This is a genomic window from Streptomyces sp. VTCC 41912 (assembly GCF_045799175.1).
GTDB classification, from domain to species: Bacteria; Actinomycetota; Actinomycetes; order Streptomycetales; family Streptomycetaceae; genus Streptomyces; species Streptomyces albulus_C.
Genome location: NZ_JBJMAB010000046.1, coordinates 21,422 through 44,534, shown reverse-complemented (window position 1 = coordinate 44,534; position 23,113 = coordinate 21,422). Strand labels below are relative to the sequence as shown.

21 protein-coding genes are annotated in these 23,113 nt (G+C 73.4%); 11 read left to right on the top strand and 10 right to left on the bottom strand.

Features of this window, described 5'->3' with window-relative positions:
- The first annotated feature begins 131 nt into the window (after nt 1–131).
- From ACJ6WD_RS36565 to ACJ6WD_RS36530, 8 genes are all read left to right on the top strand, one after another.
- Nucleotides 132–1,040, top strand: coding sequence for a universal stress protein (locus ACJ6WD_RS36565; protein ID WP_233661167.1), 909 nt, complete (start codon nt 132–134; stop codon nt 1,038–1,040).
- Nucleotides 1,041–1,169: 129 nt separating this feature from the next.
- Complete coding sequence (locus tag ACJ6WD_RS36560) at nt 1,170–1,823, top strand: CBS domain-containing protein (RefSeq protein WP_233661168.1); 654 nt, start codon at nt 1,170–1,172, stop codon at nt 1,821–1,823.
- A 149-nt stretch (nt 1,824–1,972) separates the two neighbouring features.
- Complete coding sequence (locus ACJ6WD_RS36555; RefSeq protein WP_407617380.1) at nt 1,973–3,463, top strand: AAA family ATPase; 1,491 nt, start codon at nt 1,973–1,975, stop codon at nt 3,461–3,463.
- A gap of 120 nt (nt 3,464–3,583) precedes the next feature.
- Complete coding sequence (locus tag ACJ6WD_RS36550) at nt 3,584–4,054, top strand: Hsp20/alpha crystallin family protein (RefSeq protein WP_233661170.1); 471 nt, start codon at nt 3,584–3,586, stop codon at nt 4,052–4,054.
- A 150-nt stretch (nt 4,055–4,204) separates the two neighbouring features.
- Entirely contained in the window at nt 4,205–4,432 is a 228-nt protein-coding gene (locus ACJ6WD_RS36545) for a DUF1918 domain-containing protein (RefSeq protein WP_016574508.1), read from the top strand.
- Nucleotides 4,433–4,437: 5 nt separating this feature from the next.
- Nucleotides 4,438–4,713, top strand: a complete 276-nt coding sequence (locus ACJ6WD_RS36540) for a hypothetical protein (RefSeq protein ID WP_407617379.1) — start codon at nt 4,438–4,440, stop codon at nt 4,711–4,713.
- Between the two features lie 105 nt (nt 4,714–4,818).
- Nucleotides 4,819–5,301, top strand: coding sequence for an Hsp20/alpha crystallin family protein (locus ACJ6WD_RS36535; protein ID WP_016574506.1), 483 nt, complete (start codon nt 4,819–4,821; stop codon nt 5,299–5,301).
- A gap of 642 nt (nt 5,302–5,943) precedes the next feature.
- The gene (locus ACJ6WD_RS36530) at nt 5,944–6,741 is read left to right on the top strand and encodes an ArsR/SmtB family transcription factor (RefSeq protein WP_376444599.1); all 798 of its coding nucleotides are present in this window, start codon (nt 5,944–5,946) and stop codon (nt 6,739–6,741) included.
- On the opposite strand, the gene ACJ6WD_RS36525 is transcribed toward ACJ6WD_RS36530, so the two are convergent.
- From ACJ6WD_RS36525 to ACJ6WD_RS36480, 10 genes are all read right to left on the bottom strand, one after another.
- A complete protein-coding gene (locus ACJ6WD_RS36525) occupies nt 6,689–7,633 on the bottom strand; it encodes a glycosyltransferase family 2 protein (RefSeq protein WP_407617378.1) in 945 nt (314 codons plus the stop codon). The genes ACJ6WD_RS36530 and ACJ6WD_RS36525 overlap by 53 nt on opposite strands.
- 472 nt (nt 7,634–8,105) lie before the next feature.
- A complete protein-coding gene (locus ACJ6WD_RS36520) occupies nt 8,106–9,725 on the bottom strand; it encodes an ABC-F family ATP-binding cassette domain-containing protein (RefSeq protein WP_016571402.1) in 1,620 nt (539 codons plus the stop codon).
- A 245-nt stretch (nt 9,726–9,970) separates the two neighbouring features.
- Complete coding sequence (locus ACJ6WD_RS36515; protein ID WP_376444603.1) at nt 9,971–10,714, bottom strand: class I SAM-dependent DNA methyltransferase; 744 nt, start codon at nt 10,712–10,714, stop codon at nt 9,971–9,973.
- A gap of 85 nt (nt 10,715–10,799) precedes the next feature.
- Entirely contained in the window at nt 10,800–11,705 is a 906-nt protein-coding gene (locus ACJ6WD_RS36510) for an ornithine cyclodeaminase family protein (RefSeq protein ID WP_407617377.1), read from the bottom strand.
- Between the two features lie 108 nt (nt 11,706–11,813).
- On the bottom strand, nt 11,814–12,821 hold the full coding sequence (locus tag ACJ6WD_RS36505; protein ID WP_331247530.1) for a DUF1259 domain-containing protein: 1,008 nt from the start codon (nt 12,819–12,821) through the stop codon (nt 11,814–11,816).
- Between the two features lie 231 nt (nt 12,822–13,052).
- Complete coding sequence (locus tag ACJ6WD_RS36500) at nt 13,053–13,499, bottom strand: MarR family winged helix-turn-helix transcriptional regulator (RefSeq protein ID WP_376558471.1); 447 nt, start codon at nt 13,497–13,499, stop codon at nt 13,053–13,055.
- A gap of 66 nt (nt 13,500–13,565) precedes the next feature.
- Nucleotides 13,566–15,410 (bottom strand): asparagine synthase (glutamine-hydrolyzing), encoded by a 1,845-nt coding sequence (gene asnB / locus ACJ6WD_RS36495; protein WP_407617376.1) that lies wholly within the window; start codon nt 15,408–15,410, stop codon nt 13,566–13,568.
- A 396-nt stretch (nt 15,411–15,806) separates the two neighbouring features.
- Entirely contained in the window at nt 15,807–18,065 is a 2,259-nt protein-coding gene (locus ACJ6WD_RS36490) for an FUSC family protein (RefSeq protein ID WP_376444613.1), read from the bottom strand.
- Between the two features lie 104 nt (nt 18,066–18,169).
- Nucleotides 18,170–19,114 (bottom strand): ornithine cyclodeaminase family protein, encoded by a 945-nt coding sequence (locus ACJ6WD_RS36485; RefSeq protein ID WP_020930384.1) that lies wholly within the window; start codon nt 19,112–19,114, stop codon nt 18,170–18,172.
- A gap of 109 nt (nt 19,115–19,223) precedes the next feature.
- The gene (locus tag ACJ6WD_RS36480; RefSeq protein WP_376558476.1) at nt 19,224–20,477 is read right to left on the bottom strand and encodes a chitinase; all 1,254 of its coding nucleotides are present in this window, start codon (nt 20,475–20,477) and stop codon (nt 19,224–19,226) included.
- Between the two features lie 360 nt (nt 20,478–20,837).
- Here ACJ6WD_RS36480 and ACJ6WD_RS36475 point away from each other — a divergent pair, with 360 nt between their 5' ends.
- The 3 genes from ACJ6WD_RS36475 (at nt 20,838) to ACJ6WD_RS36465 (ending at nt 22,981) form a co-directional block, all read left to right on the top strand.
- Entirely contained in the window at nt 20,838–21,692 is an 855-nt protein-coding gene (locus ACJ6WD_RS36475; RefSeq protein WP_331247532.1) for an endo alpha-1,4 polygalactosaminidase, read from the top strand.
- Nucleotides 21,693–21,782: 90 nt separating this feature from the next.
- Nucleotides 21,783–22,403: an L-threonylcarbamoyladenylate synthase gene (locus tag ACJ6WD_RS36470; protein WP_038524498.1), complete on the top strand. Its 621-nt coding sequence runs from the start codon at nt 21,783–21,785 to the stop codon at nt 22,401–22,403.
- Nucleotides 22,404–22,417: 14 nt separating this feature from the next.
- Nucleotides 22,418–22,981, top strand: a complete 564-nt coding sequence (locus ACJ6WD_RS36465; protein ID WP_233661181.1) for a hypothetical protein — start codon at nt 22,418–22,420, stop codon at nt 22,979–22,981.
- The last annotated feature ends 132 nt before the right edge of the window (nt 22,982–23,113 follow it).

Here is a 23,113-nt window from a genome sequence, read left to right as displayed (position 1 = left end):
CCTTTGCGGCGGCCCGGGCCGTTCGGCCCCCGCGCGGTGCCCTCCGGCCCACTGGCCCCGTGCCGCACGGGCGCGCAGGCTCGATAGCGCGGGGCGCGAGCCCCGTCTCCTCGGACGCGTTGGGGACAGCCATGGAGCCGGAGACCATCACCGCCGGGCTCGACGGCTCGACGGAGGGCCTGGCGGCGGCACTGTGGGCCGCTGACGAGGCGCACCGCCGGGGCGCCGTGCTGCGACTGCTGCACGCCTGGATCATGCTCGCCGCCCAGGCACCGGACACCGCCCCCGAGCGGGACCAGAACGTCTTCGCCCGCGAGGTCGTCCGGGAGGCGACGGACGCGGTCCGGGAACGCCATCCGCAGCTGTCGGTCATCGAGGACCTGGTGGGCGACGAGCCGGAGCCGGCGCTGTTGCGGGCCTCCGCGGAGTCCCGGCTGCTGGTGCTGGGCTCGCGGGCCCTCACGACCTGGGAGAGCTTCGTGCTGGGCGACGTCAGCCTGAGCGTGGTGGCCCGGGCGCCGGGGCCGGTGGTGCTGGTGCGGGCCGGCGCGGCGGGGCCGCAGGACGCCGCGCCGGCCGCCGCCGAGCCGTCGGACGGCCCCGCGGCGGCCGGCGGACCACGGGTGGTGGCCGGGCTCGGCCTCGACGGGCCCGCCGAGCACCTGCTGGCGTTCGCCTTCGACGCGGCGGCGAGCCGCGGGGTCCTGCTCCAGGTGGTGCACGGCCGGCCGTTCCCCGCCCGGGTCTACACCCCGTGGGGCGTGGACCCGGACGCGGCGGCCGAGGTGTCCGCGGCGGTGGCGGGCGAGCTGGCGGAGGCCCTTGGCCCGTGGTGCGCACGGTTCCCCGGAGTGCTGGTGCAGCAGACCGTGCTGCCGGACAGCCCGGCCCGGGCCGTCGTCGAGGCCGCCGCGGGGGCCGGGCTCCTGGTGGTCGGCCGCCGACGGCACCACCGGTTGCCCGCGCCCCGGATCGGCGCCGTCACCCATGCCGCCGTCCACCACGTGACCTGCCCCGTCGCCGTGGTCCCGCACGACTAGGGGTTTCCGACGGGTCAGGGCCGGCCCCGTACGCCGTTCGGGCGCCGGACGCGGGATCATGAAGGCAGGACTCCGGCGAATCCGGCCGGGGCCGACGGAATGCCGCACACCCGGAGGTAGTGGCCCACCATGAGGCACCGCAGAGTGGCCGACCTGATGACCCCCAACGCCGTCACCGTCCAACGGGGCACCCAGTTCCGGGAGATCGCGCAGCTGCTCGACGAGTACGACATCACCGCCGTCGCGGTCGTCGACGACGACGGCCGGCCGGTGGGGGTGGTCTCCGAAGCCGATCTGCTGCGCCGGCAGCTCTCCAAGGCCGGGGCGGCCACCGCCGGGGCGATCATGACCAGTCCGGCCGTGGTCGCGCGGCCGGAGTGGAGCGTCGTCGAGGCGGCCCGGACGATGGAGGAACGCAGGGTCAAGCGACTTCCTGTGGTCGACGACGCCGACCGGCTCATCGGGGTGATCAGCCGCAGCGACCTGGTCCAGCTGTTCCTGCGGCGCGACCGCGCGATCCAGGAGGAGATCCTGGAAGAGGTGCTGACCCGCACGCTCGGGGTCGCGCCGTCCGCGGTCACCGTCGACGTCACCGACGGCACCGTGACGCTCACCGGCACGCTGGAGCGCAAGAGCCTGGTGCCGATCGCGGTCCGGCTCTGCGAGAGCGTGGACGGGGTGATCGAAGTGATCGACCGCCTCACCTTCGACCGCGACGACGCCGCCCGGGACGGCCGGGCACCGGACGGCACCACCGTCCGGCCCGCGCCGGAACCGGGCTGACGGCGCGGCCCGGCCCGGTGCCCCGGACGGCGCACCGGGCCGGGCACCCGCCGTCGGCCGGAGGTGTACTTGACCCACAGCGAACCGTACGGACAGCAAGGTCGGCCGCCGCTCGCCGCCGGCGGCCCGTGAACGAGGGGAGCGGGCCCGTGTCGCCCTCGGACGCCACTGACCTCCCGGCCCGTCCGGACCGGATGTTCGACCGTGCCGAGGCGTGGGCGGACCTGGTGCGCTTCGCCCGCGACCCCGGCCCCGGGCCCACCCTCGCCCTGGTCTCCGGGCAGCGCCGGCAGGGCAAGACCTTCTTGTTGGAGGCGGTGAGCCGGGCCACCGACGGCTTCTACTTCGACGGGCAGGCGGCGGCCGAGGCGGAATCCCTGCGGCGCCTGGCCGAGCGGCTCGCCGAGCACACCGGCGCGGCCGGGCCGCCGCACTGGCAGCGCTGGGACGAGGCGGCCGAGGCGCTGTTCGCGCTGGGCGACGAGCGGCCGGCGCCGGTGATCATCGACGACTTCCCCGAGCTCGTCGGGCACAGCCCGGCACTGCCCTCGGTGCTGCACGGCGCGTACCTGCGCGTGCGCCGGGAGCGTCCGGACAACCGGCTGCGGCTGATCCTCAGCGGCGCCAGCCCGGCCGTCATCCGCCGGCTCTTCGCCGGCCCGTCGTCGCTGCACGGCGTGGCGTCCCTGGAACTGGCCGTACCACCGTTCGGCTTCCGCAAGGCGGCCCGCTTCTGGGGCATCCGGGCGCCCCGGCTCGCGGTGCAGGTGCACGCCGTCGTCGGCGGTACCCCCGCCTACCGTGGCGACCTGGTCTGCGACGACGTGCCCGCCGGCCCCGACGACTTCGACTCCTGGGTGTGCCGGACGGTCCTCAACCCCCGGGTGCCGTTGTTCTGGGAGGCCCGACACCTGCTGGAACAGGAGGGCGACTACGCCGACCGCGCGCTGTGCCACTCGGTGTTGGTGGCGATCGCCGGCGGTCGGTCCACCCCGGGCGGGATCGCGGACCGCCTCGGGGCCTCGTTGCACGACGTCTCCCACGTCCTGGCCGTGATGCACAAGCACGGGCTGCTGCACGCCGAACCCGATGCGTTCCGCCCGGGGCTGACCCGCTACCGCATCGCCGAGCCGCTGCTGGCCTTCGAGCACGCCATCGCCTGGCCGCACCGCGCGGCGTTGGAGCAGGAGGAGCCGGCCGCCGTCTGGCACCGGATCCGCCCGGAGTTCGACGCCGCGGTGGCCGCCCCGCACTTCGCCCAGCTCTGCCGCGACTGGGCCACCCAGTACGCGGCCTGGGACACCTTCGGCGGCGAGGTGAGCACCGCGGTCCGGGGCACCGTGCCCGACCCGGAGGGCGATGCCCGGCTCGACGCCGAGGTGGTGGTCCGGGGCATCGCGGACGGGCGCCCGGGGGTGCTGCTGTCGGTCGGGCTGGCCCGCTTCGACGAGGTGATGGACGCCCCGCACCTGGAGCGGCTGCGCCGGCTCCTGGCGCTCCTCGCCGCGGCCGGTGAGGACACCGGTCAGGCCGTGCCGGCCTGCTACAGCGGCGTCGGCTTCGGCCCGGAGCTGCGTGCGGCGGAGGCCAAGGGCGAGGTCCTGCTCGTCGGCGCGGACCGCCTGTACCACGGCGAGTGACCATCGGGATCTGACGAGACATCAGGCGACGGGTGGCCCGTCGAGTCGCGGCGGTGCGCCGGCGGTGCCCAGCATGGAAGGAGCAGAAGCGTTCTGCTGCCGCACCGGGAGGTGAGCGTGATGGAACTGCCGATGCACCACCGTGCCGGCCCCCTGAGGGAACGCGGGCGGAGCCGGCCCCAGCCGATGGCCGACTTCCAGGAGATCTTCGACCGGATGAGCCACTTCCTGGAGGCCGCCTCGGGTACCCCGTCCCTGACCGGGACGACCGCCTTCGTCCCGCCGGCCGACCTGCACGAGACCGACGCGGCCTACGTCGTCGAGTGCGAACTGCCGGGGATCTCCCGCCAGGACGTCGACGTCCAGGTCGGCGAACACGAGGTGAGCATCTCGGGGGAGCTGCGGCAGTCCGAGCGGGAGGGCACGCTGCGCCGCCGCGGCCGGCCCACCGGCAGGTTCGAGTACCGGGCGCTGCTTCCGGTGGACGTTCAGGCCGACGCGGTGACCGCCGCGCTCTCGGGCGGCGTCCTCACCGTGACGGTGCCGAAGGCGCAGGCCGCCAAGCCGCGGCACGTCGAGATCCAGGACTGAACCGCCCCGGTGCCGCGGGGCGTTGCCCGCCGGCCGTCCGCCGCCCCCGTGCGGTCCGCGGCCGCGCACGCACACTGGAAGCAGGCGTCGGGCACGCCCCGGCGCGGCGTACGCGCAGAGTCACGGCAGTGCAGGGAAGGGTGAGCGGCCATGGAGGCGCACGAGGGAGACGTACTGCGGTTCACCGGACGCGCAGTGGGCGATCCGGAGCACCGGGCCACCGTCGTCGAGGTGCTCGGCCCCGGCGGCGAACCCCCGTACCGGGTGCGGTACGAGGACGGTCACGAGACGGAGATCTTCCCCGGCCCGGGCTGCGTGACCGAGGGCGCCCGCGGGGGCCGGCCGGCGCGGACCGACGCGCCCCGGCACGCGGGGTAGCCCCCATGGCACGCAAAGCGGCGGGCCGCCGCAGGCACCGGACCGAGCCCACCGGAATCGGAAGTCCGGGCCGCACGGGCCGCCCCGACCGCAACCGCCGCCCGGGCCGCGCCGACCAGCCGGGCGGCGCCGGGAAGCCTGGCGCGGCGGACGCCCCCGACGGTACCGGTGCCCACCCCGTCCGGGCCGACACGATCCCCGGTGGTCGGCTGCCACCGCACCAGGCACCGAAGCAGAAGCGGCCGGTGCGGACCATCCGGGTGCCCGGCCTGTTCGGTTGAACCGGAGGTCCGGTCACCGAAGTCGCCGGGCCGGACCGGGGCGCGCAGCATGGAACCAGGCATGCATCACATCAGCCGAACACAGTCCCCGCGGAGGTGACCGCGATGAACATGCCCGTGCGACACCGGCCCGGCAGCCTCCTGGAACAGGTCCTGCCGCCGTTGAGTTGGGGCGAGCCGATCGCCTCGGAGTTCGACGACCTCTACGAGCGGATGGGCCGCCTCCTGGAGTCCGCCGGCGGCACGTCCACGCTCGGCGGACGGCTCCACTGGGCGCCGCTGGCGGATCTGCACGAGACGGATCAGGCGTACGTCATCGAGGCGGAACTGCCCGGTGTGCAACGCGACGCCATCGACGTCGAGATCGACGACCGGGAGCTGCGCATCAGTGGCGAACACAAGGAGTGCGCGCGGGAGGGCGTCCTGCGCCGCACCACCCGCCGGACCGGCCAGTTCGAGTTCCGCGCGGCGCTGCCCGTGGACGTCAAGACCGACGAGGTCACGGCCAACCTCACGGACGGGGTGCTGACGGTGACCATCCCCAAGGCGCAGGCCGCGACGCCACGGCACGTCGAGATCACCGACTGACACCGGGAACGGCGGGTGCGGCGACGGTAGTTGCCGGCCGCTCGACGCCCAGCCCCCGGCTCGCGCCGTCCCGACCGGGCCCGTCCCGCCGGCCGTCCGGGCGGCGCGCCCGCGCCCGCCGCCCGGACGGCGCGCGGTCGTGTGCCGTCCAGCGGACGACGCAGGAGTGGCTCGGGGGGAGTGGGCGGGTCGGCGGAACCCGGTGACGTCCGGCAGTCGGTGACGACGGCCGCCACCGTCACGGACGGTCGTTGCGCCGCACGGAACGCCGCAGTGACCTGAAACACCGTCAGTCCGACCGGCCAGGCGCCGAGCATCAACGCGCACACCGCCGTGCACCACGCCCGGAAGTCCGGCACCGTCCGACGCAGGGCATACCCGGCGGCGACCGCGACCAGGAGCGCGAGGGCCGCCCGCAGGAGGTCGTGCACCCAGTCGTGCGGTTCCCCGTGCGCACCAGGGGAAGCGGTCGTCGCCCCGGTGTCAAGGGTCCGGATGTCGTGCGGTGCGCGGGCCCGGAAACCCGTCCTGAGCTGGGGCGATGTCCAGCGATTGACATGCAGTCGAATGGCTGCCTATTGTTTTTAGGCAGCCATTCGGCTGCGCATCAGGGGCGGGACGGGAGAACGGGCGTGGACGAGCGTGGATGAGGTCTTCAAGGCACTGGCCGACGCGGGCCGCCGACGGCTGCTGGACAGCCTCAACGCCCACAACGGACAGACCCTGCGGGAGCTGTGCGCGGAGCTGGACATGACCCGGCAGTCGGTCAGCAAGCACCTCGCCGTCCTGGAGGCGGCCCACCTGATCACCACGCTCCGCCGCGGACGGGAGAAGCTGCACTACCTCAACGCCGAGCCGATCAATGCCCTCGCGGACCGCTGGCTCAGCCACTACGACCGCGGCCGGGCCCGCGCCCTCGCCGACCTCAAGCACGCACTGGAGGCACCCCCCATGGACGGCAACGCGTTCGTCTACGCCACCTACATCCGCACCACGCCGGAACGGCTCTGGCAGGCCCTCACCGATCCCGCCTTCACCCGTCGCTACTGGGGAGTGGAGTTCGCCACGGACTGGCGCACCGGATCACCCATGACCTGGACCGAGCACGGCGCCACCACCGCCCACCCCGAACAGGTCGTCCTGGAGTCCACCCCGCACCGAAGGCTCTCCTACACCTGGCACACCTTCACCCCGGAGTGGGCCGCCAACGCCGGTGTCGCCGACGACGTGCTCGCCCGGCTCGCGGCCGAACCGCGCTCCAAGGTGACGTTCGAGATCGAACCGCTCGGCGACCTGGTCAAGCTCACCGTCGTCCACGACGGCTTCGCCCCCGACTCCACCGCCCGCGGCATGGTCCAGCACGGTTGGCCCGCCCTGCTCTCCAGCCTCAAGACCCTGCTGGAGACCGGCGAAACGCTGCCCGAGCCCGCACGGGCGTGAGCACCGGCGCCCGGTGGCCGGCCAGCGCCCGGGCGGCGAGTTCGAAGCGCAGCGCGCACTCGTGCCGCCCCCGGCCCGAGCCGGCCGGGTCGATGGCCGGCTCGAACGCCCGCTGGAGGACGACCACCAACTCGTCGTGCTTGGCGGTGAAGTAGGCGAGGTTGCGCCGCCACTGGCGGTGCCGCGCCGGGGACACCGGCGCCCGGTGCAGGTGGTACACCGCCGCCTCGGTGGCGTACCGCAGCCGCAGACCGCGCCGGATGAGCCGGAAGCCCAACTCGGCGTCCTCCAGGCCCCAGCCGACGAACGCCTCGTCGAACCCCCCGGCGGCCAGCAGGTGACTGCGCCGGACCGAGGCGTTGCACGCCCACAGGTAGTGCCAGGCGGTCTCCAGCCCGGCCAGTTCGCAGCCGAACGCCTCCAGCACCGGCTCCCGTTCGTCGCCCCGCACCACCGGCGGCAGCGCCTCGAAGCTGAACTCGTACCGCAGCCGCTCCCGGTCGACCTGCCCGTCCCCCAACTGGAACCGCCGGCCGACCACCACCAGGTCGTCGCTGCCGGCATGGGCCCGGACGTGCTCGGCCAGGAACGTCGGCGCCACCACCTGGTCCGCGTCGAGCAGCACGACGAGGTCACCGACCGCCTGTGCCAGGCCGAGGTTGCGGGCCCGGGCCCGGCCGGACGCGGGAGAGCGCGGCTCGTACACGTAGCACAGGTCCAGGCCGGCCGGGAGGGCGGCGACCATCCGGTCCGTGCCGTCGATCGAGCCGTCGTCCACCACGATCACCTCGGCCGAGTGCTCCGCGTCGAGCGACTGACGGGCCAGGGACAACAGGCACAACTCCAGGGCGTCACGGGCACGGTAGGCGGGGATGACGACACTGATCCTCATGCTCCGGTGGGCCTCATTCCTCGACGGGCGGCAGCCTGGTGAAGGAGATCCGTGACCGATGCTCACCCGGAGACGTGGCGGTGCCCACGGTGTTCGAGGACTTGGGGGGATGCGCTGGTGCCTGCCGGGGTGCGCGGCGTGGTGCGGGCGACGCGGGAAGTGAACCACTGGGTCAAGAAGAGGGTCAACGGCACTCTTCCGGGTGGGGATCGAGCGCCTTGACTCGGACGCCCCCGTGCGGTAGCGCGCTCGCGCGGCACACCGGCCGCACCGCTGAGGACGGTGGGACGCAGATCCAGTCCTGTGGCGCGGACGGGCGCCGACGATCACGCCGCCAGGACGACCGGGCGGGGCGGACCGGGGGCCCTCACCGGACGCGGCAGCCCGAACGGCCCAGCGGAAACCGGCCCGAACACGGCTGAGAAGTCCGCCCCACGGGTGAGACGGACCCCAACTGCCGTGCCGGCCGGCGCTATCGGCGGCGCTGCACCCGCCGCTCGTCCCACACCGGCTCCGGCGTCTCCCGGACCTTGCCGTCCTGTCCGAAGACCAGATAGCGGTCGAAGGACCGGGCGAACCAGCGGTCGTGGGTCACCACCAGCGCCGTCCCCTCGTACGCCTCCAGTCCCTTCTGGAGCGCCTCGGCCGACTCCAGGTCCAGGTTGTCCGTCGGTTCGTCCAGCAGCAGCGCGGTCGTTCCGCCGATCTCCAGCAGCAGGATCTGGAAGCGGGCCTGCTGCCCGCCGGACAGCTTCTCGAACGGCTTGTCACCGTGCTGGTCGAGCTCGTACCGGCGCAACGCGCTCATCGCCGGCCCCCGGCTCCGCGCGTGCTCGGTCCACAGGATGTCGACCAGGGTGCGCCCCAACAGCTCCGGCCGGGCGTGCGTCTGCGCGAAGTGCCCCGGCACGACCCGGGCGCCCAGCTTCCACTGCCCGGTGTGCGCGACCTCCTCGCCGGCCAACAGCCGCAGGAAGTGCGACTTCCCCGAACCGTTGGAACCGAGGACGGCGACCCGCTCCCCGTAGAAGACCTCCAGGTCGAACGGCTTCATCAGACCGGTCAGTTCGAGCTGCTGGCAGGTCACCGCCCGGACGCCGGTGCGGCCGCCCTTCAACCGCATGGTGATCTTCTGCGGGCGCGGCGGCTCGGGCGGCGGGCCGATCTCCTCGAACTTCTGCAACCGCGTCTGCGCCGCGTGGTACCGCGACGCCATCTCGTCGCTGCGCTTGGCGTACTGCCGCATGTCGGCCACCAGCCGCTTCAACTGGGCGTGCTTCTCGTCCCAGCGCCGCCGCAGCTCCTCGAACCGCTCGAACCGCTCGGCCCGCGCCGCGTGGTACGTCGCGAAGCCGCTGCCGTGCACCCACACATCGCTGCCCGCCGGCCCGGGCTCCACGCTCACGATCCGCTGCGCCGCACGCGCCAACAACTCCCGGTCGTGCGAGACGAACAGCACCGTCTTGCGGGTCTCCCGCAACTGCCCTTCGAGCCACTGCTTCCCCGGCACGTCGAGGTAGTTGTCCGGCTCGTCGAGCAACAGGACCTCGTCCGGGCCCCGCAGCAGCGACTCCAGAACCAACCGCTTCTGCTCGCCACCGGAGAGCGTCCGCACCGCGCGCCACTGCGCCTTCTCGTACGGGATGCCGAGCGCGGACATCGTGCACATGTCCCAGACCGTTTCGGCCTCGTACCCGCGGGCCTCCGCCCAGTCGCTCAGTGCCTGGGCGTACTGCATCTGCGCGGCCTCGTCGTCGCGCTCCATGATGGCCGTCTCGGCCTCGTCGACGGCGTGCGCCGCCTGCCGGATCCGCTGCGGCGCCACCGCGACGAGCAGGTCGCGCACGGTCCGTTCGTCCCGCACCGAGCCGACGAACTGGGGCATCACCCCCAGCCCCCCGCTCACCGTCACCGAGCCGCCGTGGGGCTTCAACTCGCCCGAGATCAGCCGCAACAGCGTGGTCTTGCCCGCGCCGTTCGCCCCGACGAGCGCGGCGACGGCACCCTCGCCCACCCGGAACGAGGCGTCGTCGAGCAGCACCCGCCCGTCCGGCAGGTAGTACTCCACGTGCGCGACTTCTACATGCCCCATGAATCGGCCCAAACTGAGAAAGCGAGAGAACGGAGGAACCTTGCGCCGAACGCCGCGCGAGCACCGGCATCCCCGCAGGCGGGAACGCGTCCCGCTTTGTCACTGTATCGGACGGGGGAACCGCACACCGCGCGGCGAACTCCGCTCGAACTCTCCCCCGTCCGCGCCCTTTCGGCCAAACGCATTTCCCCACGACGGCGGATACCGGCCACCGCTCCGGCGGGCCGGCAGGTGCCTGGCGCCCGTCATCCGCCGGCCGGCTTCTCCCAGATCGACACGTGCCGGTGGCTCTCGCTGGTGAACGGCTCGCCCGCCCATCCGGCCCACCGCTCGCGCAACCGCAACCCGGCGAGCTGCGCCATCAGATCGAGTTCGGCGGGCCAGACGTACCGGAACGGGATCGACTCGTGGCTGCCGTGCCCGTCGACCGCGTCGAAGTAGTGGGAACTCAACGCCTGGGTGGCGACGTCGTACACGTCGAACGCCCACCGCGTCGGACTGACGTGGAACGGCACGGCGGTCTGGCCCGGCGGGAGCTTGCGCAGTTCGGGGACCATCACCTCGACGACGAAGGAGCCGCCCGGTGCGAGGTGCGCCGCGACGTTGCGGAAGCAGTCGACCTGTGCCTGTTGGGACGTCAGGTTCATGAGGGTGTTGAAGACCAGGTAGGCGACCGAGAACGTCCCGTCCACCCGCGTGGTCGCGAAGTCGCCGAGGGTCACGCCGATGTCCTCGCCACCCGGCTTGGCCCGCAACCGGTCGACCATCGCCCGCGACAGGTCGATGCCGTGCACCGGCACGCCGCGCCCCGCCAGCGGCAGGGCGATCCGGCCGGTCCCGATGCCCAGTTCCAGGGCCCGACCGCCAGCGGCGAGCCGGGCCAGCACCTCGACGGCCGGTTCCACGACGTCCGCCGCGAACATCTCCGCCGACGACTCGTCGTAGGTCGCCGCGACGCTCTTCCCGAAGTAGCCGTCCTCGTCATCCATGGCCACGGACCGTACTGCGGACGGCACCCGCCCCGCACGGCCTTTTCGCCCGCCGGACGCAGCCCCTCGGACGCCACGACGGCCCTCAGCGCGGCACCGCCTCGCAGAGTGCCGCGGCGACCGCGACCTCGGTGCCGGCGAGGCCGACCGAGCTGAAGACCGTGAGGTCGTCGGGGCCGGTGCGGGCCGGCGCCGCTCCGGCGAGGACGGCACCGAGGGAGACCAGCCGGTCGGTGGGGAACAGCGGCGATCCACCGGAACCGGCGGACTGGGCGAGCGAGTCGGTGAGGACGGCGCGGGCGCGGTCGGCCAGCGCGGCGGGCACCTCGTGCCGGGCGGTGGACTTGGGGCCCAGGGTCGTCAGGTGGGTGCCGGGGGCCAGCCAGTCGACGTCGAGGACCGGCGTCGGACTCCCGGTCGCCACGACCACCACGTCCCGGTCGGTGACCGCGTCCTCGACCGCGGTCACCGCGCGCGCCGGGACGCCCAGCTCACCGGCCGCCCGCCGCGCGAACGCCGCGGCCCGGTCGTGGTGCCGCGCCACCACGACCGCGTCGGTCACCTCCCGCACCGCGCGGAGGGCCCACAGCTGCGTCCAAGCCTGCGGCCCGGCCCCCACCAGCCCGACGCGGACCGGACCGGGGCGGGCGGCGGCGTCCACCGCCACCGCGCCGATCGCCCCGGTCCGCCGCGCCCCCAGCTCCACGCCGTGCACCACGGCCCGCAGTTCTCCGTCCGCCGTGCCCCACACCGCGACCAGTTGCTCCGCGCCCACGAGGGTGTCGTACGCGCGGAAGCCGAACAGCTGCCGGGACCGTAGGTGGCCCGCGGTGATGACCAGGTCGCCGGTCCCCAGGGCGGCCCGGACCCGGGGCGGCGCGGCCAGGTCGTCGTGGTGGGCCGAGAGCAGCGCCGCCCGCACCGCCCGGACCGCGGTCGCGGCATCCAGGTGGGCGCGGACGGCGTCGTCGTCGAGCAGGAGCACGGACACCGGCACGGTCCTTCCGCTGGGAAAACGGGCAGCGGGGTCACTGTGCCGCACCGGTGCCGTGCGGTCATCCGTCGTGCGACCTGCGACCGCAGACGGATGCGGGTCGGCTCAGCCGGCCGGGATCACGTTGGTCGCCCGGACCACGGGACGCAGGTCGCGGGCCAGGCGGACGGCGTCGCCGACCGCCCAGAAGTGGACGAAGAACAGCCGGGGTTTGTCCCGCAGCCCGTGGTTGTGGAGTTCGACGAGCTTGACCCCGGCCTGCCGCAGCAGTCGGAGGACGTGTTGGACCTCGTCCGCGACCATGCAGCAGTCCGCGCTGATCGCGGCCCGGCCGTTGCCCAGCGGTTGGAAGTTGAAGGCGCTGGTCGACCCCAGGCCCGGGGGCAGCACCATGTGGCCGTCGACGATCTTCTCCTTGCGGACGAAGATGCACTTGTAGATGCCGTCGTCGGCGGACCCCTTGGCCCCCAGGGCGTCGTCGATCGCGCCGGTGTCGAGGTCGTCCGGCTTGGACTGGTCGGACGGCTTGGGGCGCGGGGTGTCGGTTTCGTCGAACGCCGCGCGGATGCCGCGCGCCAGCGTCAGCGCGTCGTGGCCGTGCCCGTGCACGTGGAGCCACCAGACGTCAGGCCGCTGCGCGAGGAGGTGCTTGTGCAGCGCGGTCACGCCGATCCGGTGCTCCTGTAGGGCGTCGACGAAGCCCTGCAACTCGCCCTCGGTCACCACCACGTCGCCCATCAGCAAGGTGCTGCGGTCGGAGTAGCGGACGAAGGAGACGTGTGAGCCGAGGGCGAGGGACGGTTTGACGTGCACGTGGTGCGAGACCAGCCGGAGGTCCCGACGGGGGAACCCGGTGTGGTACATCACCTTGCGCTTCAGGTCGCCGGGCCCGCCCAGGACCTTGGCCACGGCCGTCCAGTCCTGGCGGGTGGTGTGGACCGGCTCGATCAGCTTCTGCGCGAGCCCGACCGGCTCCGTCGCCGCGCCGGCGGTGCGGGCGCGCGCCGGGCTCGGTGCCGCGGCGAGCAGCGGGGCGAGGGCCGCCGCCGCCATCACGCGCCGCCGCGAGGTTCCCGCACCGGGGTCGGGGTGCTGCCGTCTTTCTTCAGTCATTACGTGCCTACCTCCGCGATGACCTCCATGAGGAGTTGGCAGCATGGCTGATCTGAGGCCCCGTCAGCTCGTTGTTGGGGGCCAGGTGGGCTAAGGCGATCATCGTCAGGGGTGAGCAGGCCGGCGGGCGAGGGCCGAGGACGGTGGATCAGCCGTCAGTTGCTTCCCGTTACCAAAGGGCCGGCGGTGGCTTCCCGGGCGGACCGGGCCGGGCCGCGCGCCGCGCGTCGGTCACGATCCGCCGGCCGGTCCGTCGCCGGCCTCCGCCAGCCGCCGCAGCAGCGGTTCGACCTCCACCAGCCGGCGGATCTCGTCCGGTTGGAGCGTGGTGAGGCGCCGGGCCAGCACCTGCGCCTCACCACGGGCGACGTTCGCCAACGTCGCGGTGCCCTCCTCGGTGAGCAGGACCCGGCTGGCGCGGCGGTCCTGGGGGTCGGCCTCCCGACGGACCAGGCCCGCCGACTCCAGGCCGAGGACCGCCGCGGTGGCGGTCGGCTGGGAGCAGGGCACCCACTGGGCGATCTCCCCGATCCGGGACGGCCCGCGCTGGGTCAGCAGGGCCAGCACGGCGAGGTGGGTCAGCTGGACGCTGTCCGCGGTGGCGGACCTGCGCAGGCTGCGGGTGAGCCGGTGCAGCGAGATCACCAGTTGCAGTGCCGCGTCGTCACCGATCGTCATCGCCCACCCTCGCCTGCGTGCCGGACCCGGTCCGCGCCGGATCCCCCGTTCGGGGACCGCCGTTGATCAGGAGAGCGTAATGGTGGGGGAGTACATCTCCAACCAGAGGGCCAGGTCCAGGGTCCGTTCGAGGCCGCGCCGCGACGCCTGGGTGATCTGCGGCGCCTCGTGCTCCGCGGCGCGCTTGAGCCAGTCGCGGTCGACGAGGTCGAAGACCTGGTGCGAGGGGCGCGCCAACAGGTCCTTGGCGTGCTGTTGCAGCGCCACGGCGTACTGCGGGTCCTGGGTGGAGGGGTACGGGCTCTTCACCCGGTCGTACACCGACCTGGGCAGCACGTCGGCGGTGGCCTCGCGCAGCAGGCTCTTCTCGCGGCCGTCGAAGGACTTCAGGGACCACGGCGCGTTGTAGACGTACTCGACCAGGCGGTGGTCGCAGAACGGCACGCGCACCTCCAGGCCGACGGCCATGCTCGCCCGGTCCTTGCGGTCCAGCAGGATCCGGACGAACCGCGTCAGGTGCAGGTAGCAGATCTTGCGCATCCGGAACTCGAAGTCGCTCTCCCCGTCGAGCCGTTCGACGTCCTTGACGGCGCGGTCGTAGCCGTCCTGGATGTAGGTGCCGAGGTCGAGGGCGCCGGTGACGTTCGCCTTGAGGATGTTCCCGTCGTCGCCGAAGTGCTGGGTGAAGCGGACGAGCCAGGGGAAGGTGTCGGCGTTGCGGGCCTCCTCGTCGAAGAACTGCTTGTACCCGCCGAACACCTCGTCCGCCGACTCGCCGGACAGCGCCACCGTCGAGTGCTCGCGGATCGCCTTGAACAGCAGGTAGAGGGAGGCGTCCATGTCGCCCAGGCCCATCGGGAGGTCGCGGGCGCGCAGCACCTTGGCGCGCACGTCCAGGTCGGCCAGGGCGGCGGAGTCCAGCACGATGTCCTGGTGCTCAGTGCCGGCGAGCCGGGCCACGTCGTGCACGAAGGGCGTGTCGGGGGTGGCGCGCAGGTCGTCGGCGATGAAGTTCTCGGTCTGGCCGACGAAGTCGACGGCGAAGCTCCGCACCGTCTCGCCCGCCTCGGCGAGTTGACGGGCCGCGAGGGCGGTCATCGCCGACGAGTCCAGACCGCCCGACAGCAGGGTGCAGCGCGGCACGTCGGAGACCAGCTGGCGGCGGACGATGTCGTCGAGCAGGGTGCGCACGTGCCCGATCGAGGTCTCGCGGTCGTCCTGGTGGGCGCGGGTCCGCAGCGACCAGTAGACGTGCCGGCGCACCCCGTCCGCGTCGACGGTCACCACGGTGCCCGGCTCGACCTCGTGCATGCCGTCCCACACCGCGTGCCCGGGCGTCTTGACGAAGGCGAAGAGCTCGCGGAGGCCGTCCAGCCCGACCCGGCGTTCGGCCAGCGGGTTGGCGAGGATGGCCTTGGGCTCGGAGCCGAACAGCACGCCGTCGGCGGTGGGGTAGTAGTAGAACGGCTTGATGCCCATCCGGTCGCGGATCATCACCAGCCGCCGGCGCTGCTCGTCCCAGACGGCGAACGCGAACATCCCGTTGAGGCGCTCGGCGACCGCTTCGCCCCACTGAAGGTAGCCGCGGAGCACCACCTCGGTGTCGGAGTCGGTGGTGAAGCGGTGGCCCTTGCCCACCAGTTCGCTGCGGAGTTCGCCGAAGTTGTAGGTCTCGCCGGAGTAGACGATGACGACCTGGCTGCCGTCGGCGCGCTCGGCCGTCATCGGCTGGCGTCCGCCGGGCAGGTCGATGATCGCGAGGCGGCGGTGGCCGAGCGCGGCCGGACCGCGCACCCAGGTGCCGCGGTCGTCAGGTCCGCGGCAGGACATCGTCTCGGTCATCGCGTCCACGGTCTCCTGCTCGGAGCGCAGCTCGCGGTCGAAGGAAATCCAGCCGGTGATGCCACACATGCCATGTCCTCCTGCTCCGAACCCTGGGGCGCCGGTGCCGCATGGGGTGCCGCGGCAGGCCGGGAATCCGGGAGGGCGGGCAACGCCGAAGAACGGTGGCCCGACTCGCTCCGCCAGAGTCAGTTGTATCGAGCACCTATGTAACGAGGGTGTTCCTCGGAGGCCCGTCACGTCAACCGGGGTGCAACACGGGCCGGGGCGCGCGGGGACCCGCCGGGGCGCACGCGGCGCGGCCGCTGCTCTCCGGCGGACGGGCTGACCTGCGCGTCCGCCGCGCGGGAGGGAAAGGGCCCGCCCCGGGGCGGGCGGGCAACCCGACGGAAACGGGGGAAAGGTTTTACCGGGAGGTGACGGAGGCGGGCCGGCCCGGGAGCGGGCCGGGGGCCGCCGTCCGCCTCAGATGCTCTTCCGCCGGGTGCGCCCGGTCACCGGCACGTCCAGGGCGCGGGCGATGCCCACCACGCCCTCGTCCAGACGCTGGAGGTGCCGCAGCACACGGAAGGCCACGGTGTGTGACGGCGGCACCGGCGAGCCGTCCGCGTCCAGCAGCGAGGCGATGCTCGCGCCCGCCTCCACCTCGCCCTCGGTGGGCTCCTCCTTCACCCGCGCGGAGATCAGGTCGATGTTCTGCCCGATGCGCCGACCGACGCGCTCCAGCCGGGGGTCGGCCGCCACGGAACGGCTGGACGGCAGGACTTCGGCGGTCGCCGCCAGCGACCGCGCGTGATAGGCGCAGGTCTCCAGCAGGGCCACCAGGTACCTGGCGGTCTGCCGGCGCACCCGCAGCGGGGTGATCGGGTGCACCAACGGCTGGGTGGAGCCGCGCAGGTCGTTCAGCGCGGTGTCCAGATCGCGCGCCAGCGTGAGCAGGTCCGCAGAGGGCCCGCCGGAGAGCTGTGCGACGGCCGCCGACACCGCGTCCCGCAACCGCTCCAGGACCGTGCTCAGGTGCTCGTCGGTGCGCCGGTCGGTGTGCACCGGCAGCACCAGCGCCGCGGCGATGATGCCGCACGCCGCCCCCAGCGCGGTCTCCTCGATGCGCAGCACCAGCGTCGCGACGCTGTAGGTGTTCAGCAGCGTGTAGAGCAGCCCGAGCATCGCGGTGACGAAGAAGGACATCAGCGCGTACGACAGCGGCGCGGTGAAGAACATCCCGAAGACGCACAGCAGCACCAGCGCGAACGCCGTCCAGGTGTGGTTGCCCACCAGCCCGGCCAGCCCCACACCGGCGATCACGCCGAGCACCGTGCCCAGCAGCCGGCGGTAGCCCTTGACCAGGACCTCGCCCGTGGAGGCGGTGTTGAGGAACACCACCCAGCAGGTCAGCACCGCCCAGTACCAGCGCTGGGTGGACAGGAACTCGCCGCCCACGATGGCCAGTGCGGAGCCGGCCGCGACCTGGAACGCGGCCCGGGTGGTGGGCCGCTTCAGACCGGTGCGGGTGTCCTCCTCTTCCTCTTCGACGCCGACTATCGCCAGGTCCTCGGCGTCGAACTCCTCCCGCGAACGGGCGGTCGCGGAGGTGTCGTCGGACTCGTCCTGCGGCCCGTCCAGCGCCAGCCGCAGGCCCAACACCGCCCGCGCGGCCTCCCCCAGCGCACGGAAGGCGTCCTGCACGGCCATCGAGCCGCGCGGCAGGTCCTCCTCGTCGCGGTAGCCGAGCAGTCGGTTCCGCACGTGCGCCAGGGCGGTGCCGCGGTCCCCGGGCGCCCGGCGGGCCACCAGCAGGCCCAGCGCGTCGAGGTCCCGGCGGAGCGTGGCCACGGCGTCGCCCTCGGACTGCATGCGGTTGCCGGTCGCCGGGACCGGGGCGTGCGGAAGGTGCAGGGTGAGGGTGTCGGTGCGCTCCGCGCTGCGGGCGTTGAGCAGCGTCATCCCGAGGCGCTCGGCGGCGATCTCGGCGTCCGCGATGCGGCGCTGGAGCAACGACGCGGTGGTCGCGTCGCGGGTGCCCTCCTCCAGGCGGCCCTGGATCATCAGCGCCGTCTCGTGCAGCCGCGCGGTGTGCCGCCGCAGGTCGTCGAGGACGCCGTCCAACTCCTCGGGGCCGGCGTCCACCAGCTCCCGGTGCGTGGCCACCAGCTGGGCGAGGCGGGCCCGGAACGCCTCCCGCAGCCGGCTCAAGGTGCGTTCGGGGGAGTCCGGGAAGACCGCGAACCGGACCACCGCGCTGCACGCGAATGCCACGGCCAGCGTCAGGAACAGCTCCGGCAGCGTCGCCACCGTCGCGTGCACGAACAGCGAGACGAAGTAGACCTGAAAGCCGATCAGCCCCAGCGCCGTGCCGCGGTCGCCGAACCGGCGGGCGTACGCGGCGCCGAAGATCAGCGCGAGGAAGAACAGGTCACCGGCGATGATCCGGCTGTGCAGCAGCGCTCCCAGCGCCACCGCGGCCAGGGCCACCGGCAGCCCCAGGGCGAGGGTGACGGCCTGGCCGCGCACCTCCTTCTCCCGGATGGCGAAGGTCGAGACCATCGCCGCCATGGCCCCGGCCACCAGGAGCGTGACGCCGGTGCCGAGCAGGGCCAGGACGACGAGGGTCAGCACGATCGCCCCCACCGTCCGCAGTCCCGCCATCAACCGCAGCAGTCCCGGGTCGGACGCCGCGAAGCGGTTCCACGTGCCGGAAACGGTCCGTCGTATCGCTGCCTTCACGCTGCCCTACGCTCCCCATCCTTGGCATCGACCGAGGTCACGCGCCTCGGCCGGGCGCCCCCAGCATCGCACGAGGAGCGTCACAACGGCCGGTGCGTGTGCCGTCAGGCAGCTTCGTAGGCGGCGCCCGCGACCGCCAGGTCCTCCCAGGCCATGCCGACGCCCTTGAAGAGGCGGGGGCGTTGCGGGTCCGCGGTGGCGGTCCCGCAGGCCAGTGCGGCGAGCGTCACCAACTCCTCGCGGGCCAGCCGGTCGCTCTCCAGCTCCGGGATGAGGTCGCCGGCCTCCCGGGCCGCGGCGGCCCGGGACTCCACCACCACCGTGCTGCGCAGCACGGTGGTGCCGTCCACCTCGCGGCTGCCGCGCTCGTGGGAGCCGACCGCGGCGACGGTGGCGTGCGGCGGGAGCAGCGCCCCGTCGAAGAGCGGGGTGCGGGCGGTGGTGCAGCAGGCGACGAGGTCGGCGTCGGCGACGGCGGAGGGCTCGCCGGCCGTGACGGCGAGCCCGGTGTCGCGGCGGGCCGCGGCCACGAACCGTTCGACGTTCGCGGGGGTGCGGCCCACCACGGTGACGCGGGTGAGCGGGCGCACCGCGCGCAGCGCGTCGAGGTGGCCGCGGGCCTGCGGGCCGGTGCCGAACACCACCAGGTGGCCGGCGTCGGGTACGGCGAGCAGGTCGACGGCGAGGGCGGACACCGCGGCGGTGCGCACGGTGGTCAGCGCGACGCCGTCGAGCAGGGCGAGCGGGGCGAGGGTCGGGGCGTCGAAGAGCAGGTACTGGCCCTGGACGCGGGGGAGTCCGGCGGCGGGGTTGTCGGGGGCGACGGTGGCGACCTTGACGCCCGCGTACCGGCTGCGGTGCGCCGGCATCAGCAGGAGCTGGCCGTGCTCGACGGGCACGATGGTGCGCGGCGGATCGGCTTCCGGGTCCGGTCCGTCGCGCAGTGCGGTGCGGAGCGCTTCGACGGCGGCGGTCATCGGGAGGGCGCGCAGCAGGTCGGCCTCGTCGAGGATGCGGGGCGGCTGGGGGGTGGTTGGCGTGGTGCTCATGCGGCCGAGTCTGCCCCGGCGGGTTGGTGCGATGCGTGATCTTCGGCCGGGCGTGCGGGGCCGTGGCGGGTGGGGGAGGAGCGCCCCGGCGGGCCGCTCCTCCCCGGTGTCAGCAGGCGCCCAGGTCCTGCCAGACACCCGAACCGCCGGTGGACGGGGCCTCGCCCTGGGTCCACCACCGGGCCTTCCAGGTGTGGCCGCCTGCCGAGACGGTGTCGCCGCCCACATAGACCGTGCCCGCGCTGTAGGGGCTGGCGGCGCAGCTGCCGCCCGGGGGTGTGGTGGGCGGGGTGGTCGGCGGCGTGGTGGGCGGGGTGGCGCCGGCGAACTTGACCGAGAACTTGGTGAAGTCCCAGGCACCCTGCGGGACGCTGCTGCAGGTGCCGGAGGTCCGGCCGTTGTTGTCCGGCGGGGTGCACTGCCGGTCCCGGTTGACGGACCAGTTGGTGAAGCGCGCCATGTGGTGGGAGGTGGCGAAGTCCAGCACGGTCTGGAAGTCCGCCTGGGTGAAGAACTCGCCGGTGTCGCTGCGGCCGTTCATCTGCGAGATGCCCTCGTGGGCGTAGGCGGTGGCCTCGTCCCAGCCGAAGGTGGAACGCAGGACGGCGTTGAAGTTGGTCAGTGCGGAGGTCTGGGCGGCGGCGCCGGCGAAGCCGCCGTCGAACGGCATGATGGAGAAGTTGTCCGGGACGAAGGACTGGGACTTGGCCTCGTTCAGCATCTGCTTGCCGAACCAGCCGGTGCCGTCGGCGGTGCCGGCGGTGGTGACGGAGAGGTAGAGCCCGGGGTTCTTCTGCTGGAGGATCTTGGCCGCGCCGATCTCGTTGTGGATGGCGGCGGTGTTCTCGTACTCCGGCTCCTCCAGGTCGAAGTCCAGGGCCTTCAGGCCGTACTTGTCGATGACTTGTTGGTAGGCGGCGGCGGTGGCCTCGGGCGTGCCGCACGCCTGGCCGAGCTTGGTGCCGTTGTAGCCGCCGATGGACGCGGAGACGTCGCCGCCCTTCGCGCGGATCGCGGAGATCACCCCGGCCACCGCGGTGTCCGACGCCACCGGGTGCAGGCCGTCCCAGGTCGGCGAGCAGCCGCCGCCGTTGGGCGCGAGGACGAAGGCGAGTTGGAACGCCTTGAGTCCGGTGGCGTCCATCACCGCGCCGGCGTCCGGCGGGTCGTTGTCCAGCGGCATGAGGTAGGGCGCGGCCGCGTACCAGTTGCTGCCCAGGGAGGTGGGGGCCGGGGCGGTCGCCGCGACGGCGGGCCGTGCGGGGGCGGGGTGGTTGGTGGCGAGCGCCGTGCCGGCGGCGCCCAGGGCGAGACAGGCCGCCGCGACGGTGGCGGCGAGGGTTCTGACGTGACGAGGTGGCACTTGACCTCCACGAGCCGACGAGAGGGGGGTGGTCCAGACCAATCGACCACAGAGTGAACCCTCGTCGTGAGCGCGTCAACACTTTGGACTGGACCAGTGCGAGAGGTGCCGCCCGGGTCGGGCCCGGGCGACACCTCCGTCGGTGGCCGTGCGCGCGGTGGGCTGCGTGAGCTGCGTCACCGCCGTGTCGTGGTGCGTTTCTGACGTCTCACCAAGTGGCTTGCAGGGTTTGGCTGTTGGTCCGTCGGGGCGAAGGTCGTCCGAGAGGTGTGCGCGGGGGCGGTTAGGGTGCGTGCCGTGTCCTCAGTGTCCCCTGTGTCCTCTGCGTCCCCGGCGTCCTCTGTGTCTCCGATGTTTCGCATGCCCGTACCGGTCCGCCGCGCCACCGGCGCCCTCGCGCTGGCCGCGCTGCCGCTCGCGGGCTGCGCCCCGGCCGGCCCGTCGACCGGTGCCGACCGCCCGTCCCCGACGGCGACCGCCCGGCACGACGTCCGGCTGCCGGCCGCCAACGCCGTCTTCGACTACCAGATCGGCGGACCGTACCGCCCGGCCGACGACGTCACGGTGGTCTCCCGCGATCGCACCGCACCGCCCGCCGGCGCCGGCCGCTACACCGTCTGCTACGTCAACGCCTTCCAGGCACAGCCAGGCGCCGACGCCCGACGGTGGTGGCAGCGGCACCACCCCGACCTCCTCCTGCGCGACCGGGACGGCGCACTGGTCGTCGACGAGGACTGGGACGAACCGCTGCTCGACGTCTCCACGCCCGCCAAGCGCACCGCCCTGATGGACGTCGTGGGTCCCTGGATCGACGGGTGCGCCAAGGCCGGCTTCGATGCCGTCGAACCCGACAACCTCGACTCCTACGAACGCTCCGACGACCTGCTCACCAAGGACGACGCCCGGGCCTTCGCGGCCCTGCTGACCCGCCGGGCGCACGACCGCGGACTGGCCGCCGCCCAGAAGAACACCAGCGACCTGCTCCCCGAACGCCGCCGCACCGGCTTCGACTTCGCCGTCACCGAGGAGTGCGCCCGCTACCGGGAGTGCACGGACTACGCGGAGGTCTACGACAACCGGGTCTTCGACGTCGAGTACCGGCGCGCGGACTTCGACACCGCCTGCCGCACCGTGGGCGACCGGCTCTCCGTCACCCTGCGAGACCGGGACGTCAGTCGCCCCGGAGAGGACGGCTACGTGCGTCGGGCCTGCTGACCCGACCTGCCCGACCCGCCCGACCGCCCCGCGCGCCGTCGCCCGCGCCGAGCGCACCGACCCGCGCGACGATCACCTAGACTCGCGAAAATGGCCAAGTACTTCGACGTCCATCCGGAAAACCCCCAGCGCCGCACCATCAGCACGGTCGCCGACGCGGTCCGCTCCGGTGCGCTCATCGCCTACCCGACCGACTCCTGCTTCGCCCTCGGATGCCAGCTCGGCAGCCGGGACGGCATCGACCGCATCCGGTCGATCCGCAACCTCGACGACCGCCACCACTTCACCCTGGTCTGCCAGAACTTCGCGCAGCTCGGGCAGTTCGTGCAGATCGACAACGACGTCTTCCGCGCGATCAAGGCAGCCACCCCCGGCAGCTACACCTTCATCCTCCCCGCGACGAAGGAGGTCCCGCGCCAGCTGCTGCACCCGAAGAAGAAGACCGTCGGCGTCCGGATCCCGGACCACACCGTCGCCCAGGCGCTCCTCGCCGAACTGTCCGAACCGCTGCTCTCCAGCACCCTGCTCCTGCCCGACGAGGAGGAGCCGCTGACCCAGGGGTGGGAGATCAAGGAACGCCTCGACCACGTCGTCGACGCGGTGGTCGACTCCGGTGACTGCGGCACCGAACCCACCACGGTCATCGACTTCTCGGGCGGCGACGTCGAGATCGTGCGACGCGGCGCCGGCGACCCGTCCCGCTTCGAGTGACGGGCGGCCGAGCGATGACCACGACCCGGACCCGGGCGATGGCGGTGCTCGCCGCGGCACTGGTCCTCCAGGCAGGCGCGGCCGGAGCGGCGCAGGCCCGGCCGCTGCCGGCGGCGCACGCCCCCGCCGCGTCCGAGGCCGCCTCCTCCCGGACCGCCGCCCTCAGGATCACCGAGGGGCAGGTCGGTGAGGTCGGGCCCGGCGGCACGCTCCGCTATCCCGCGGTGACGAGCTGTCTGACGGTCACCGTCCGCCTGGCGGACGGTGGGTTGGTCGGCGCGCACGCCAGTCTGTTCCAGGTGCCCGGGGAGTACCGGTCGGACCGGATCCTCGCCGCGCTCCGGGACCGGGTCGGCACGCGGGCCGTCCGCGCCGTGGAGGTGCGCGGCGCGGTCGGTGCCTGGCACCCCGACTACTTCACCACGGCGATCGAGAGCTATCCCGAGGGCGCCGAGGTGCCGGTGCCCACCCGACCCGACCCCGACGGCCTGGCCCGCGCGGTGGCGGACGGGCTCGGCCAACCGCGCGACGAGGTCACCGTCCACGACCTCCCCGACGGGGACCAGACGGTGAAGTGAACCACCGCATCGGACACTTCTTGAAGGCGGCAGGGATCCGTCGGTGACCCGGCCCGGCGCCGCATAGGGGCATCAACTCCCCTTATGCGGACGTACGTTGCTGGCGTCTCGCGGTCACCGCGCGGAACTCCG